At 52.1% G+C, this 15,436-nt stretch carries 17 protein-coding genes; 12 read left to right on the plus strand and 5 right to left on the minus strand.

The features are described from left to right. The first annotated feature begins 300 nt into the window (after positions 1–300). Positions 301–600, plus strand: a complete 300-nt coding sequence (locus SY89_RS11815; RefSeq protein WP_144427206.1) for a hypothetical protein — start codon at positions 301–303, stop codon at positions 598–600. 134 nt (positions 601–734) lie between these two features. Here the strand turns inward: SY89_RS11815 and SY89_RS16655 are convergent, their stop codons facing one another. Continuing rightward, positions 735–1,361 carry a hypothetical protein gene (locus SY89_RS16655; protein WP_189319161.1) on the minus strand — a complete coding sequence of 209 codons (627 nt, stop codon included), beginning with the start codon at positions 1,359–1,361 and terminating at the stop codon, positions 735–737. Between the two features lie 1,022 nt (positions 1,362–2,383). Here SY89_RS16655 and SY89_RS16660 point away from each other — a divergent pair. The 4 genes from SY89_RS16660 to SY89_RS18620 all read left to right on the plus strand — a co-directional run bounded on the left by SY89_RS16660 (position 2,384) and on the right by SY89_RS18620 (position 4,682). Continuing rightward, positions 2,384–3,037, plus strand: a complete 654-nt coding sequence (locus tag SY89_RS16660; protein WP_144427208.1) for an FxLYD domain-containing protein — start codon at positions 2,384–2,386, stop codon at positions 3,035–3,037. A 65-nt stretch (positions 3,038–3,102) separates the two neighbouring features. Continuing rightward, positions 3,103–3,369: a hypothetical protein gene (locus tag SY89_RS16665; RefSeq protein WP_144427209.1), complete on the plus strand. Its 267-nt coding sequence runs from the start codon at positions 3,103–3,105 to the stop codon at positions 3,367–3,369. Between the two features lie 271 nt (positions 3,370–3,640). Further along, positions 3,641–4,177, plus strand: a complete 537-nt coding sequence (locus SY89_RS16065; RefSeq protein WP_080506693.1) for a winged helix-turn-helix domain-containing protein — start codon at positions 3,641–3,643, stop codon at positions 4,175–4,177. A 250-nt stretch (positions 4,178–4,427) separates the two neighbouring features. Further along, a complete protein-coding gene (locus SY89_RS18620; protein WP_239685615.1) occupies positions 4,428–4,682 on the plus strand; it encodes a hypothetical protein in 255 nt (84 codons plus the stop codon). Between the two features lie 67 nt (positions 4,683–4,749). Here SY89_RS18620 and SY89_RS11830 read toward each other — a convergent pair whose 3' ends face one another. The 3 genes from SY89_RS11830 to SY89_RS16670 form a co-directional block, all read right to left on the minus strand. Next, positions 4,750–5,820, minus strand: coding sequence for a hypothetical protein (locus SY89_RS11830; RefSeq protein ID WP_144427210.1), 1,071 nt, complete (start codon positions 5,818–5,820; stop codon positions 4,750–4,752). Between the two features lie 151 nt (positions 5,821–5,971). Next, on the minus strand, positions 5,972–6,379 hold the full coding sequence (locus SY89_RS11835; RefSeq protein ID WP_080506695.1) for a metallophosphoesterase family protein: 408 nt from the start codon (positions 6,377–6,379) through the stop codon (positions 5,972–5,974). Positions 6,380–6,495: 116 nt separating this feature from the next. Continuing rightward, a complete protein-coding gene (locus SY89_RS16670; protein ID WP_144427211.1) occupies positions 6,496–6,741 on the minus strand; it encodes a hypothetical protein in 246 nt (81 codons plus the stop codon). 344 nt (positions 6,742–7,085) lie between these two features. Here SY89_RS16670 and SY89_RS16675 point away from each other — a divergent pair, with 344 nt between their 5' ends. From SY89_RS16675 to SY89_RS11860, 7 genes are all read left to right on the plus strand, one after another. After that, positions 7,086–7,898 carry a hypothetical protein gene (locus SY89_RS16675; protein ID WP_144427212.1) on the plus strand — a complete coding sequence of 271 codons (813 nt, stop codon included), beginning with the start codon at positions 7,086–7,088 and terminating at the stop codon, positions 7,896–7,898. After that, entirely contained in the window at positions 7,876–8,418 is a 543-nt protein-coding gene (locus SY89_RS16680; RefSeq protein ID WP_144427213.1) for a hypothetical protein, read from the plus strand. Before SY89_RS16675 ends, SY89_RS16680 begins: the two co-directional genes overlap by 23 nt. Beyond that, on the plus strand, positions 8,411–9,340 hold the full coding sequence (locus tag SY89_RS11845) for a hypothetical protein (protein ID WP_054584372.1): 930 nt from the start codon (positions 8,411–8,413) through the stop codon (positions 9,338–9,340). The genes SY89_RS16680 and SY89_RS11845 overlap by 8 nt, the downstream gene beginning before the upstream one ends. After that, positions 9,333–11,372, plus strand: coding sequence for an AAA family ATPase (locus SY89_RS11850; RefSeq protein ID WP_054584373.1), 2,040 nt, complete (start codon positions 9,333–9,335; stop codon positions 11,370–11,372). The genes SY89_RS11845 and SY89_RS11850 overlap by 8 nt, the downstream gene beginning before the upstream one ends. 27 nt (positions 11,373–11,399) lie before the next feature. Continuing rightward, a complete protein-coding gene (locus tag SY89_RS16685; RefSeq protein ID WP_144427214.1) occupies positions 11,400–12,239 on the plus strand; it encodes a hypothetical protein in 840 nt (279 codons plus the stop codon). A gap of 324 nt (positions 12,240–12,563) precedes the next feature. After that, positions 12,564–14,096 carry a hypothetical protein gene (locus tag SY89_RS16690; protein ID WP_144427215.1) on the plus strand — a complete coding sequence of 511 codons (1,533 nt, stop codon included), beginning with the start codon at positions 12,564–12,566 and terminating at the stop codon, positions 14,094–14,096. Positions 14,097–14,314: 218 nt separating this feature from the next. After that, positions 14,315–14,692: a DUF7475 family protein gene (locus SY89_RS11860; RefSeq protein ID WP_054584375.1), complete on the plus strand. Its 378-nt coding sequence runs from the start codon at positions 14,315–14,317 to the stop codon at positions 14,690–14,692. Between the two features lie 188 nt (positions 14,693–14,880). On the opposite strand, the gene SY89_RS11865 is transcribed toward SY89_RS11860, so the two are convergent. Beyond that, complete coding sequence (locus SY89_RS11865) at positions 14,881–15,396, minus strand: DUF5815 family protein (protein ID WP_054584376.1); 516 nt, start codon at positions 15,394–15,396, stop codon at positions 14,881–14,883. Between the last annotated feature and the right edge of the window lie 40 nt (positions 15,397–15,436).

Consider the following 15,436-nt stretch of genomic DNA (forward strand, 5'->3'; position numbering starts at 1 on the left):
AGGGAGATACTGGAAGTGTTCGCACCCAAGGAGACGAATGTCGTCCCAATAGGTGGGACCACCCTGTTCCACAGATGCCACTATTCAAGCGGTCTACGGTATTGTGGCACCACAAATCGATAGACTACGAGGGATTCAAGGGGAAAGTATATTTTCGGATACACCATCAACCATAGTGTTAGTTCCCTGTCTGGCGTTCACTGCGGTTCGATTCCGTGGCGAGGATTGCCCTGAGAAAGGGTGTGAAATGCAATGTCCGTAAATTGGCAACAGAAACTGGAGAAAGTACAGCAGATAGAGGTGACCGACAACCTCGTTCAGAGAATATACGAGTACGTTAATCAAGATGCACCCGACCCCAGAGACTTCCACGGAACGTATCGAGTCCTGTTCACGGAGTCAGAAGAAGAACACGAGGTCGAAATGTTTTGGTGGGAATCCGGCACCGGCTGGCTGGAATACCCCGATGGCTATCTGCTAGATGTCGGATTTAGCTCGTACAACCCGGACCACTCTCGTGAGAGTATCCAAGAGCGTCTCCAAGAGGTGATTAGTGCCCGAACCCGAGAGATTGAGTCGTTTATCTCATCTGATTACTGAATTTTGGGACAACTCACCTATGTCGATAATTTCTATTATTTCTGGAGGTATGGTATCTCTTCTCTCCCGACAAGAGTCACACCATCTTGTATACAAGAATTGCTACTGAGTAGATGATTGGGTGTTACTCTGTCCTAACTACTTTGGACTAGTTTGCGAGCATTTTCGACGCTTGGCACAAGGTCGGAGAGCACTACGAACGGAATACCCAACTGTCGGATAATGTCTTCCGGCTGAACATCGCCTGCTACCGCACGTTCGGCCCATCCTTCAGGGATTTCACCTTCCTTTTCCCACTGTTTAATCGCATTGTATGGGCCGCCATCGGGTTCTATCGAAAACTCATCGTGGTCGTAATCTACAGCGATAATGATATCTGCGACATCATCCTTTGACTTCACGTCCAAGGCCTCGTCAATAGAATTCCATCCGTGACCTTCCCCACCGGATTCTTTCAGTTGCTGTAGTGCCACTGAGGGTTTTGTTTCAATTTCAATCGAGACGCGAGGGTAACTCGCATCCTCTAATTCTTCCTCTGGGATGTTTTGTCCTCCTGCTTCAATGAGAACCGTCTTATATAGATACGCTCGCAAGTCACAGCGATGGTGGTCGGAGTCTCCTTCCGGAAACTCATCGATACTCACGGAACCCACCAAACCGAGCTCACGCTGATTCTCTGTTAGAATCAGGTAGGCGGTCTTAGTGGTCTCACCACACTTTCCACCCATCTGGTCGGACGGTTTAGTGAATCCGTTGAACACTGGAGGACATTCACGAGGCTGTCGTAGGGGATACTCAGTCTCGTCTCCAGTTGGTTGGTTACGCTCACTTGGCGGCTTGAATCTGTCTGGTGTACAATCCAGACAGAGTGTCCGCTCTATCTCTGACGTGTCTACGCTGAACGACTTTGTCATCGGTGGTTGCGTGCTACCACAGTTATCACAGCTATCGGTCATTGATATCTGGAACCCACTTGTTTTCCGCGGTTTGTTCGTTGAATTTCATCTAAAGAGAGCAGGGGACGTGGGTACTTAAACATGTAAGAAATCATATATGCTTATTTCGGGAATGGCAGAGTGCGACGCCTTACGATTTGCCTGTGACAAAATGTGCTGAGAATGTAGGGGCATTAGCGGTGTTGTTACCCGTGTTATCTACCACACCCTTCTCGCAGTTATGGGGTTCATCTCTATCTCAGAGGCCCTGTTGAATGGGCAGTACATCCCGCCCCATATTCGTCAGAATATACCAAACAGGAATTGGAATTTCACCTATTGCGACCTGTTCTTCAACTGGAAGTGATTTCTCCCAGTGATTGAAAAGTGTTGACTCAATCGAATTTATGAGGACCTTTGCTACCAATCCTGACGGAATTACAACCTACCAGTGTTGGCAGGTGGATTGCGAGGATAACCGACAGTGGGGCCCCGTGGGACCCCCTGTAGGTAGTATACCCTCGGCTAACCGAGGTTGTGTAATAGGGAAGTACAGAGAGTTTCCGGCGTGATTGTTGCTTATTTTCTTTGTTTAGTACGCTGGACCGGGGGTCTACTACCAAAACTCCGCGAATCGGACCTGCCAACACTGGTAGGTCGGTAGTTCCCCGCAATCGAAGGGGCCTCGGCTCCCTCTTCGGCGTCTCTACTGTACTAATTCGTACGTCTCAGGCGTATATACTGTTTCCGTATTGAGTATGGATACCACGGTTTGACGGCACGGACAGGATACTCCCTCGCATACGTAGCATACCTAATACAAACGACGCGTATCCGGAGCAACAGGTATGGAGAGAAGAAAATACCTACTCAGCGCCGGGACAGTAGCAGTATCGGCGGTGGCAGGTTGTCTAGGAGGAGGGTCCGTTGAACCGACTTTCGAGATTATAGCCGACCCACCCACGCAGGTGCAGGTGACAGACATCACTGCGGAGCCGGATTCAAGCGAGCTAACGGGAGAGGGTCTCGTCGTATCCGGCACGCTGGAGAATACTGGAGATGTCGATATCCGTGTCCCACGGATTGATGCAGTATTCTACGGCGAAGAGGATGTCCGGTTGGATGATAGCTACAACTTTGGCGAAACCAGCGAAACAATCGCTCCCGGAGAGAAGGTGCGATTTGAGGTAGTCTATCTCGGAGACCCGTCGGAGGTCTCCCGGTACACACTCGCGTTTTCTGATTCAACACCGGGGTACTCGACGACTTCGACGCCAACCGACACGGAGACCCCAACGCCAACTCCGGAACCAGTGGAAGAGTCTTTCTCGGATGGCTTCGAGACAGTGGAGATTGATTCCAGCCCAGACTGGACTCTCGACCTACGAGATAAACGAGCAACCTCCCAGCTGGAAGCGGATGCGAGAATTGTTGCAGAGTCGGCCCCGACGGCGGAGACCACTCTCTCGCGATTTCGACCTCCAATGGAGGTTATTCGATAGTCTCGACATCACAGACGTTCCGATGGGATGCACCGTGGGTCTTCACAGGTCTGTTCAAAGCGGATGTGGCCGACCCGCGCCGTGCAACCCATCTTCTCCGCCTCTACGGAGGCAATATAGAACTCAGATTAGGGTTCGATAGGTCAGTTGCTGGCGTTTGGGGAGAAGCTGTCCAGCCAACCGATGTTGATATCGGTGAATGGACAGACGACACGTGGTATTCCTACACCTGTGAACACGACGGCGACGGAGAATATGCCCTCTTCGTCTGGGAAGCCGCCGATTCACGCCCTGAGGACCCGACTGTGACTGCAAGGGTAACCCCCAAGTGATGACGAACAACGCTTCGAGATATGGACGTACGCAGGTGGGGAGTTCAGTGTGAATCACGCGTTCGTCTCATACGAGACCTTGTAGCAACTCTGGAGCCCCCTTCGGGCTCATCCCCCAGTCCGTCTATATGTTGTATCCTTACCTGACTCGGCAAAACGCATTCAGTCACCCTAAGGTCGTAAGCGCGAATCCCAACCAGACTACACTCCCAATCCAAACATTTGGAGTGGCCCAAATTATTTGAGTGACGGCTGTCTAGCATGGCTAGAGATGGTGAAGGCACCCACCGGGTCGTGGGAGGACGACATGACCGGGCGTGAGCGGGTCCGTGCAGTCGTCGAAATACTCAACGGCGCTGCCACGGTCTCGGAAATCGCGGACCGTGCAGAGGTCTCTCCGACTACTGCGGGCGATGAGTTAGAGCAGCTCGAATCAGACAATCGGGTTCGGAAGACCCTCGTCAACGACCAGAAGGGCTACGAGCTGAATCCAACGCGGCTGTTCTTCGATGAACTCACGGAACTTATCGAGGGGAACACCCGGGACGAACTCGAAGCACGGCTTGAGCAGCTGAAGTCAGAAGAGGAGGAGCTGCACGAAGAGTTCGAAACCGATTCCCTCGATGAGCTTCGCGAACGCTTGGCGGAGCAGGAGCTATCTGCGGACGAGACCAGAGAGATTCGAAACGTGGTCTCGACGTGGGAGGCCGTGAACACCGAGCTCACGCTGGTCCGTCACGCCTTGCGGCTCTACGATGACGTAACGGAACTCGATACTGCCGCGGGGTCGTCAGCAGCGACAGTCTAACAGCAACGTGATTTTTCTCGCTAACCGCGCCAATCTCCAGCTTCGGCGACTACACAGGGAACGAATCGTCAACCGCTTCGAGTCGGACGGTCGGTTCGAGAACGTAGAGTTCTCTCGGGCGGGTATCCGCTCGCCGGGACAGTACCGGGTCGTTTCGGAGGTCAACCCACGAGTCTTCCTCGATGAACCATCGTATCCAAGTGAAAATGCCCGAATCGAGGTGGGCTTCGACCGAGTCGGAAGCGCTGGTATGGACCACTACTGGATAAATTGGGTCGAACCCGAGCGGTCGATGTTGGTCGGGTGGCATCAAGACGACACGCATCCGGAGTTTGGAGAGGTGCACCTCCAAGTGAACGATGGAGACACGACGGTCGAGCATTCTGCGGCAGAGTTCATTGATTCACACCCGATGGATGTCTTGAGTCAGCGTCTGAGGCAACTGCCAGACGTAGTCACTGCTGTTCAGTGGCGGGAGGGCCAACCAACTGGATTCAATTTCTGAGATGAACTTGAACTCAAACTGCTAACGATAGATAGAGAGTCGGATACGGAGCCATGAATAACGTGGGTCAGACTTCGTTGATTTTCTCTTCCCACATCTGGGCTTCCTCAACGATTTTTCTCGCAATTTCCTTCGGGCGAGAAACTCCAACATCCCTAAGCCCCTGAGTTAGCGGTTCAACGCTACTCTCGTCAGCCATCTCCCGTAGACTACCGTCGCTCAAACCTTTCTTAACGACTTCACTCTGGTCTCGAATACTGTTCAGGGCGTCTTCATCCAGACTATCTGGGAGGAAGAACACAAGCCGACCAGATTTCACCTCTTCTAGCATGTTGACATTCTCCTTAGCTAGTGCTTCATAGAAATCGGACTCGGTGAACTCATCATCGTATTCAATCAGGTTTTCAGCAAACTTACCGAGTTTCGTCTCTTCCTTTGTGATGGAAAAGATGGAGCTCACGTCCATCAACCCCATCAAGAGCACGTTAGCTTGGAACTCTTCGTCACCGTAGTAATCGTAAACGTTCTCACGAAACCAGTCTCTCAACTCATTACGAGTTGCATTCTCGAGGCCTTCTTCAGCGACGACACTCGGCGGTAGCATCCAAGTGAACGATGAGATGGTCTCTCCATCGTATTCCTCCTTTGTACGATACCGAATGAACTTGTTCTGGTTGTTTTCATTCTCCGTTTCGTACTGGTCGTGGTCCTCTGGAGCTTCTTGGTCACGGAATACGAGTAACGCAATCTGGCTCGACTCAGTCTGATTATCAATGAGCTTCGCGAGGTCCACATCTCGGTGTTTTAGGATGCGAGTCATCCGCTGATATTCTCGGAGATTTGCCTGTGCCTCATCCCGTTGTCTGCGTGCTTCGCGTTCTCGTTCAACCGCCTTTGCTACCTCGCCGAATCGTTCATTATCGTGTTCCCGCTGCTCGGTTTGATAGTTGAGATATGTACCACCGACCCCAGTTAACAGGGTAAAGCCAACTCCGATAATTGATATCGTACGTGCGAATGGGACTGGGAGAAGATACGTAGACCCGAATACGGCTAAGGTGAATGCACCGCCGACAACCGCAGCTTTGACACCATGTAATCTAATCTCATCTGCAATACTTTCAGCAACCGGAGCCATCTACAATCAGACAGATAGTCAACACACTTAGTGATTGGTTGTGTCTGCGCCTTGTTCAACACCACCCCATTGACGTAACTATACACCTATTCTACTCAAGGTTCACCGAGTCTTCGTCGTTTGGCTCCTCCAGAGTGAAGTCGTAGCTGTCCTACTCCGGGTTACGAACTGCGTCGAATCCGAACACGTTGACAGGATTTTTGCCCTCCGCTTCGGAGACTCGGGTTGGGGATGGCGAGAGCCGCTCCGTGTTCCCGAACCGTTTGACTATATCCATCCACTGTTCGTCCCGCTTGCGCTCGTGATTTCCCACGATGGCGAGAAACGGGATGTCTTCAGAGTCCAACCGAGAGACAGCGTCAAGACAACGATTTACTGTGGGAATGTTCGGAGAGGGGTCGTCGAAGAGGTCGCCAGTGTGAACGACGGCTTCCACTTCTTCGTCAATGGCGATATCCACGGCGGCGTCGAACGCGTCCGCGAAATCGAACCGCCTGACTTTGTTTCTGTACTGCCGCAGTCCGAAGTGGGTGTCGCTGACGTGGAGTATCTTGGTCATCTTTTTGTAGAAAACAGAATGGGATACCGGCATAAGTGTTGTTAAGCAGATAGTTATCTCACAATACCGTATTTTGGATGGGGAGCTGGAGCGTGGTTCTTTGGGTATCGGTTCCTTCAGTCGTTGACTGGCGAACCTTCCTTTCGATGGGTCACGTGGATGCCTCCATCGTCTGTTACGGTGAGGTCGTAGTGATGGTCTGGTTCATCGGGGTCACCTGTGTATGCACAAATCCAGAGCCCATCGAAACTCATTCGCTCAATTCGGAAGTTACAGTCCTCGATATACTGGTCAATGTCAGTATCCGGTGGGTGCTCGGTTACGCGGTCCGTGTCTATGTCGAGGTCGTCGAAGTCAGTCATGTGCTGGAGTTGGGAACGTGTTCGAATGATTTTGTCGGAGGTTGTGCCTTTACTCCCGGAATTCGCAAAATAATTAGCACGGAGAAGCGGATATAGAGATGCCCAGATACAAGCTCGATATTTCTTTCACCGGTAAGGGAACGGCCCAGCACCATGTCTTCGACCTCGATGAGCCAGATACCGGGGCAATTGGCACGTGTGAGGTCGGGTCAAAACTAGATAGTAAGGAGCAACGGGAAGCGTGGAAACGATTCCACAGCAGCGACACGTTATGAGATACCGGAATGACGGAATATCCCATCTTCTTGTAACGTGCCGTCTCACGTAGACAATATCGACGACCGATGGAGAAGCTTAGCCTACGGGGGCGACTGGAGGACCACCTCACATTCGGAGCTGGCTATGTGCCATTCCTTGCTATTCCGATACCTGTGTTCTTTCCCTTCGTGTTCGGACTAATTCGATTTCAAGACGTACGCGCACCCTTTGGGCCGCTCTCTCCGAGCCTCTACGCTAGTATTACGATTGTTGCGCTCATCGTCACCTACCTTCTTCTTCGGCAGGTTGGTCGCTGGACGTTCGCACCCTCACTTCACTGTCCGAAAAACATCTTGCTCACGGTTGGTCTGTACGTCGGTATTGTTCTTGCTGTGGTATTCATCGGCTACCTGATTACCAATCCACACCCTGATGCTGTAACTCGACTTAGTCTCCCAGATGTGCTCGTCGGTCTCACCGTGGCCAGCGTCTATTCGGCTCTCCTGAGCGCAGTCATCCTACGACAAGACCTTGCCGGCCTGTATGGGAAGCCGATTGACCGATTTCGGAGTATCGAAGAGTGGTTGGAAGCAGTAGATACGGCGGCTAACACTGAGATATCCGGAGAGACACAGGTGAGTGAGTATCAGAAAATCATCGATGAGGGAGAGGCGTTGCTGGACGAACTAGAAGGTGCGAGAACAAACGAAGGCAAGCGACTGCATAGTATGTTCGAGAAATGGCTCACCGATTTTCGACAGCGAAGTTCCAGCGTAAGTCGTGCAGCGATACTAACTGGCGAGACAGGAAACGACCGTCTGCTCGATAAACACCAAACGTTAACATGTCTTCGCCAACAGGTGGCAGGCATCGGAGGTGACGAGGGTGGAAGAATATGATTCGATAGAAGACGTAGAAACGCATGATGAAGACCTCGTCATCATCTGTGAACGAGAAATGCTGTTCGGTACGCCGGTCGATGAACTGGTCGCTGCTATTCGGGAGGAAATTATTGGCGACCAGCTGACGCTCGAACAACATCCAGAAGGTATCGACCGACTAGACCAGCACGGTTGGCTGGTACAACACAGTCTCTGGCTTATTCACTGTGAACAATTGATTGGGGACGAAGGCAACCGAAGGCTCGACTTTTATCTCTCAACGAAGTCGATTCCTAAGAACACGGAGATTCTCGTGTGTATCGAAGATGGGAGTGAAGAGAAACGCGCTCAACTCGAAAAGGAATACGGGAGCCGAATTAGAGTCGTCACAGGCAAGCGTTTGCTCGTCGCAAAGGCCTCTTCATATCTCAACACAGCCAACCCTATAAAGGGAAGAGCGGGGAAGGAGTATATCTTGGCGTGGAACAACGCGGTGTGCACGCTCCTCGATGAGTTCGGGGAGGCCAACTATGGTTAACGAGTGGGCAGCTCTGGAACGCGCTGGTGAATGGGCAGGCTTAGAGGGTAATGCCCTAGACGAATATGTCGTCTTAGTCGCCGACATCTACAACGCGGAGATGGCTACCTATGACGAGTTCGAGAACTATGAGGAAGAATACTTCCAATTCCTGAATAATCGGGTCTTCTCGAATGACCGAGTCGTCGACTTGCTTCGCTCGATGGATGTAGACGATGAGGCAGTTCAGGCGTTCCAAGCTGGTCGTGTGCCTGTTGCTGAGACCTATCGAACAGAGCGGATGCTTGACCACGGTCTTGATGAGCTCGTTGACCTAATCATGATACTAAAACTGGTCGAGCGGTACACGACGGTGGCAAATCAAGAGTATATCCAGTCGCGATATCGGTTCCAAAAGTTGCTGTTCGCTACAAATCTGGACCTCAAGGAGACACAGACAGGGTCGATTGTCGACGAGAGCGAACTCGGCCTTTTAGAAACAACAGGCTATCGCTATTCGTTCACAAAGCGGCGCTCAGGCCCGTTCTCGAAGGACGCGTATGCTGACAAAGACCGACTCTACGCTAATGGTCTTATTGAGGAAGATGTGATTGCCGACGAGGGAACTGATGAGGTCGCAGAACACGAGCACACATACGGAATCAAGCTCAGCTTCAACGGAGAACTCCTCTTGAATCGGTTTAGCGACTTACTGGAGAACTTCAGTAGCGATATTCTGTTTTACTGGAACCAGTCACAAGAGAAGGCCATCGAGGCACTAGTAGGCCGCACGCATGACGAAATTAGCGAGTATATCAATGAACGTGCTGATATCGAAGACCGTGAAACTGGTGCAACACTACTACCACCGCGACAGGCCCAATTTGAGGATTCAGAGGACGAGGGAGTTGGCGGAATCACCGAGGTGATGACAAATGCCTGAACGTGAAGACTTTGTTGACCGTATCAAGCAACAGCTCCAAGAGGAAGAAATATTCAACGAGGAAGATATCGAGGAGTGTGTTGACTTGCTCACGGAGCGGGAACAGCGAACGACTGCCGACCGAGAGTCAGTTCAGCTGAACCGCATCATCGCCAAGCAGTTCAAGGCTATTGAAGATGAGCGCGATGTCCCGCTCAATCGGGACGATGTAGTCATTTCAGGCCCGAATACGAGCGGAAAGACCTCACTTATTGAGGCGATTCGGTTCAATCTCCTCGGGCGTCAGGAGCACCAACGCATCACCCTAGTTGACCCAGTCACCGAAGGGTACGACACTCTCTACACAGATGGCTTCTGGCAGGTGAACGGGGATGAATATCACATCCATCGTGAGTTGTCTGAAGATGGGCAAGGTTACGCCGACCACGACCGACCGAAACTAACGAGGAATCCAGATGGGCGTGAGGTGTCTCTGGCTGCACGCGATGAGCAGCGGGACGTATCGGAACTAATCGGGTTTTGGCCCTACGAAGCCCGTGACTTCGGCCGGTATAATATGTTCTCTCTGTTCTTTCTTGATTCGGAGGATGCGAGGGGGTTCGTTGATTGGCGGGACAAAACCCCATTCCTTGACCTACTGTTTGGGTTGGACCTGACAAAGGTGATTGAGGCAAGCGAGACACGCAGGGCAAACGCGTATGAGCCGGCTGACGAGGAGGAGTCAGCTCCGCAAGAACTCAAAGCAGCTGAAGACCGCCTGCACGAGTTGGAAAGCGAGGTGGAAGCCCTGAGAGAACAGCGAGAGCGGGTCCAAGCCAAGTTGAACCAGCGGAAGGAGGAGCTCACGTCGGTGAAAGAAGTTCTGAGTGGTGAGAATGAGCTGGAGCAACTACGGTCTGAGAAGGCCCGCCTGAATCGTCGGATTAACAGTTTACAGTCTGACCGTCTGGATAAGCGGGATGAACTACGTCAAACCAGACAGCAGATTTCCCGGTATCAGGAATCCGAACTCTCGCGCGAAATTGAGCCATTGGCAGCAGACCTGCGGGAGATTATGAGCCTGCCCGACCGGTGTCCCATATGCACGAACGACATCACCAGCGAGCAGGCTCACCGGCTGATTGAGCATGGTGATTGTCCGCTATGTAACAAGGATGTCCCGGAGGAACGAATCGAAGTTGGAAGCGAGACGGACGCCGAGGAGCGGGCATTAGAGCAAGAAGAACGCAACAAGGAGTTAGACCGTCTCCAAAGCAAAGAGGGGGAGTTGGAAGGTGAAATCCGGATGCTGGAGCAGCAGGTCAGTGAACTTGAAGAGCAACTAGAGCGAGTAGAGGAACAAATCGAGGAAACAGACCTGACTGAATACGTAAACCGACGAGACAACCTCGAAGACGAAGTTGCCGAGTTAGAACAAGAAGCGACGAGTATCCAAGTAGAGCTCAACGCGAGAAAAGAAGAGCTGGAGGAAGTGCGAGAACGGATTGAGGAACTGCGAGAGCTGAAGAAGCAATTCGATAGGAAATCACACAAGCAACAGATGTTGCGGTCATTCGAGAAACTCGTCACAGCTGAGATTGATTACGAACGGGGGAACATTCACGGGGAGTTGGAGACAATAATTGATAATCTGCTTGACTACTTCAATCGGGGGCTGTTCGCTGATTCGACAGGAGTCTCATTCAACAGCGAGAGCTCCTACGAGTTCACGATTTTCCGTTCAGAGGGAGAGAACAAGCCGTCGAGCCGGCCCAACGCGGATTCTGTCGAAGGCCTGATGCAGTCGTTATTGTTCCAGACAGCAGTTCTGAAGTATCTTGATTCGCTGGAAGGGTCCCTTCCGATACGGTTGTTCATCGTGGATTCTCCGTATGCAAAGGAGCCCGACGGTGGAAATGCACAGGATATCACATCCTTCGTCAGTCAGCTCCCGAACGAACTGGAGAATTTCCAGATTATCGTGACCGTGGCTACGACCACGCTGGCGGCGCTAGACGAATACGAGGACAACTATGAGATGCTTGACTTCTGAGCAGCAGTGTCATGACTAGTCAACTGTATGAGTCTAACTAGCTTTCTGAAGGATGCGGATGAAGTGCGTATTGTTCTTGACCAAACCTTCGAGAAGCCAGATATTGAAATTACGAAAGAACGGCTCGCTGAACCACAGACGACCAACTACGCGCTAATCGGGACTGCGTTTGACTACGTTCTTCGGTTCTGGCTTGAGCGAGAATACAATCAGGCCGAATCAAAACCGTGGGTCGCGCATAAGGGTGTGAATCTCGCTCACCTAATGGAAATGAAGACGACCACCAAGGACGGTCGAGGGTTCAACGAGGTTATGGCTTCTATTGAACAGAGGCATCAAGAATATCTTGAAACCGGTGAGATGACTGACGAGCTATTGGCCTCAACCCTCGACCTTGCGCGCTTTGATTGGATATATCGTTCTGGAAAGCCTCCAGAGAATCTCGGAGAAGCATTAGATGGAGATATTGAGGACCTCCGCTGTCTGTACGACATCATTCCAAGAGATGAATTCCGAGGAGCGAATCACATACTGCTCAATCCAACGTTCGGGTCTGCATCACACTTGGTGAGTGGAGCAGATGCAGACATCGTCCTTGACGAGATGCTCGTCGACATCAAGACTGTCAAGAACCTAAAATTGAAACCGGATTACTGGCGTCAGCTTGTTGGGTATGTCGTGTTAGCTGACCTCGCGGGAGAGGAGTTAGATGAAATGCCTCGTTTCTCTGATGTCGGCATCTACTATGCTCGCCACGGGGTACTGTGGAAGTCGCCTGCCACGGATATCTACGAACACGAGAAGTACGAACAGTTCAAGCATTGGTTTTGTGAGAAAGCCGAGGAACATTTCGGAGAAACAATATGAAGGCCGCATCGTCCGTTAGTAGCAGAGCCTGCTACCTCCTACCGTCCTTAGTCGAACACAGACAATATCTCCACGTTGAGCACTCATAGATTACCAACCCGGCGCATCACTGAGATATTGATTGCTCTCTCGGGACACGCGGGCCATCTCTTCTTAGAGGGTTTCCGACGCGGCTCGATGTCGAGAAGTTCCTCCAACGAAATATGCGTCATCAGAGTTGTCATCTCTCCATCATCGTATAAATTTGCCCGGCTGGCTATCGATTACCCGTCTATTCCAAGATAGAGGGGGAGAATAAAGGATGAGTAAGAAATACCACTCAACGTGATTCCCGAGCTCTCATCTATGTCACTACAACCGGTTTTCCAAACGCTTGCCATAATTCAGACTACTGTTCTTAGCATCATCATAGCGATTTACGCCCTCAGTACCCAAATTGCCGCAGATAGATTTACAACTCGCATCATCTCTTCAGTTACAGAAAACTCGTCATATCCAAACACGATTCTGCTGTTCACTGCCTCTATTTTTCTGGACGTGCTGGGTCTTCTAATCTTTCCAATCGCACCTGTATGGTTGAATTGGTTACTCCTGTTAGTGGCTGTGCTGGGAGTTTGCCTGACCTTTGGGTCGCTATTCTACCTTCGAGATGAACTATTGTCTACCACCGAAGCACCGTCAGTCGCCGAAGTCATACGGAATGGGATTAGCAAAGAGGCATTTGAAAGCGCAGTCGGTGATGATGAAACGACTATTCCATTCTATAGCTTCTTCGAAGCTGGGCGTTCGGCCATCCGAGAAGAAGACAAAGATGCGGCGAACCAATTAGTAACCGCCCTGTGTGAATCTACTTCACGGTTGTTCAAGGAGGCGGACGAATCGGAAGAGGCCTTACCCGATGAGCAGGTGACAGGGCTTGTTCAAATTCTCTCGGAGGAGAAGTCGTTAGCGGATGAAACAATAGAACAGGGGTACCACGGGCTAACCAGCTATCTCATCCGAAGTCTGGCCTCGAAAATTGAAACATCAATTGAGCATGGCCAAGATGCAATTGCCAGTCACGGTGTTAGTCTATGTTCCGGAATTAGTGAAGAGGTGATTGAGAGAGGTCAGTTAGTGAAACCAGCATGGCTGATTTGGGAGGATATTCTGGAATCTGCCGCAAGAGAGGGACTCGAAGACACTCTACATATTGGCACATCCTCTGTGAGCAAACTAATCGATATTGCAGTTGAGAATAGTGGCGAACTCGACAGTAGAAATCTGACCATTGCCTATGTTTTGCTGACTAGGTTTTTGAAAGGGTGGAACACTTTAGTTGCGAATCACGGGGAACATATCACGGAAGACGACCGGGTAGAGACCGCTCCTGAATTTCTTTGGTACCGTTTCTTCGAGCGGAACTTCGAGAGTACGGCGAGAATTATCGTCTCCCACAACGCTGACCTCCAGATTCCTTCTGCCGGTATGTTCAAACTCCAGCAAAATATGTTACAGGAACTCTCGAATGTAGCGAAATCTGCGGCTGAAGTCCAGAATGACTATCTAACGAAAAGACTCGCTAAGATGGTGATAGAGGCGGGCTTAGGGTTCGAGGATAACCAACGGACCAGAAGGCAAATCGTCTCTGGGCTTACCGGAATCAAATCCACGAATGATTGCGGCGCATTAGCTGTTCAACAAGCCCTCTCAGAACTTCAGACACCCGCTGAAGTGAACGATGACGACGACTCCCTGATGCCGATAACTGCCCCGTGGGTACTCAATTTCATCAACTACACTTTTGAAGGGGAGGAAGGTTTAATCGAGGCAGTCAGTCAAATTGAAACGGAGATGAGTTCCGGCGATACCGAATAGAGTGTAATCCGATTTTACCCGGGAATGTATAATGCATTTCCGCTACCTGAACAAGGTCGAGCAGCGGGAGAGTCGCTGAGAAAGCTCACCCCGGATCGCTGTCTATCGCGAAAGGGAACCCGAACCACCCGCTTCTCACCGGGGAGTGAGCTACGCCACAGTTCTCGCGGCGTGGGAACTGGTGGGGAGTATTTACGTCCTGTGCCAGTATTGTGGCTATGACACAATATCCATCGGGTACACTGAAGATAGGTTCCGTCCCTTCGCTCGGGTGGGTCGCGCTCGGACTCGTGTTCCTAACGGGCGTTTTGCACGTCTACGCCGGGGTCGTCGAGGGGCGGGCCCCCGTCACACTCGCTGGGGTTGGATTCCTCGGTGCGATCCTCCTCTACCTCGTCGACTACCGCCGCCCGCTCCTCTATCTCGTCGGTGTCGTCTACACGGCGGTCCAGATTCCACTCTGGTACGTGGCCAAGGCGGGCGAGTTCACGACCGTCGGTTACGTCGACAAGGCGGTGCAGGTCGTTCTCGTCGCGCTGCTCGTCTACCTCTACTGGCACACGCGGGCGGCGAAGAACACCTCTTCCGCCCCGTAGCGGACGAAGCCCCCTCGAGAAGGACAGACGGGAGGCGCTGCCCCGGTGCGGCACTCACGCCTCACCAGTCCCGAACTTGGGGTTTACACGGTAGACGGCCCATGGCCGACTTCAGCCCCCTTTGAAGGTGAAACAGCGGGAGACCCGATAGCCTGAGCCGACCCTCGTCGCCGAGATCGATCGCTCAGTTAGACGTACGGCTCGGGGTCGAGATCGCGCTCGTCACGGTACTGGTCGACGAACTCGGTCACGTCGAACTCGAGCATCTGCTCTTCGAACTCGGTCATCGCGCGGTCGCTCTCGGCGTGGGAGACGGCGTGTTCCATCATCTCGATCACCAGTTCCACGATCACCTCGTGGAGCCGGCGGGCGTCGAACTCCGAGATCCACACCATCGCAAACCCCACGTCGCCCTCGTCGGTCGCGTCGGCGACGGCGATCTGTTCGGGGAACTCCTCCATCACCATCCCCATCAGGTGTGGGGTTCCGAAGTCCGGCATCTCCTCGCTGGTGGTCTCGACGACGTCGTCGAGAGTCTCCACCAGGAACTCCGGGAAGAACCGCGTCGGCGGATGCATGTCCATCACGACTCCATGGCTTTCCCCGCAGTCACAGTCGAGTTCGCGCATCCCGAGGTCGAGCGACGTGAGCGCGACCGTCTCGCCACACGGTAGCTCCAGTCGCTCGCCGCCTGCGTTCGACATAGTCGAGAGAGGGGGCTGGCGGGCTAAAAGGCCGCCGCTC

Source organism: Halolamina pelagica, from assembly GCF_001307315.1.
In the GTDB taxonomy this organism is placed as follows: Archaea; Halobacteriota; Halobacteria; order Halobacteriales; family Haloferacaceae; genus Halolamina; species Halolamina pelagica_B.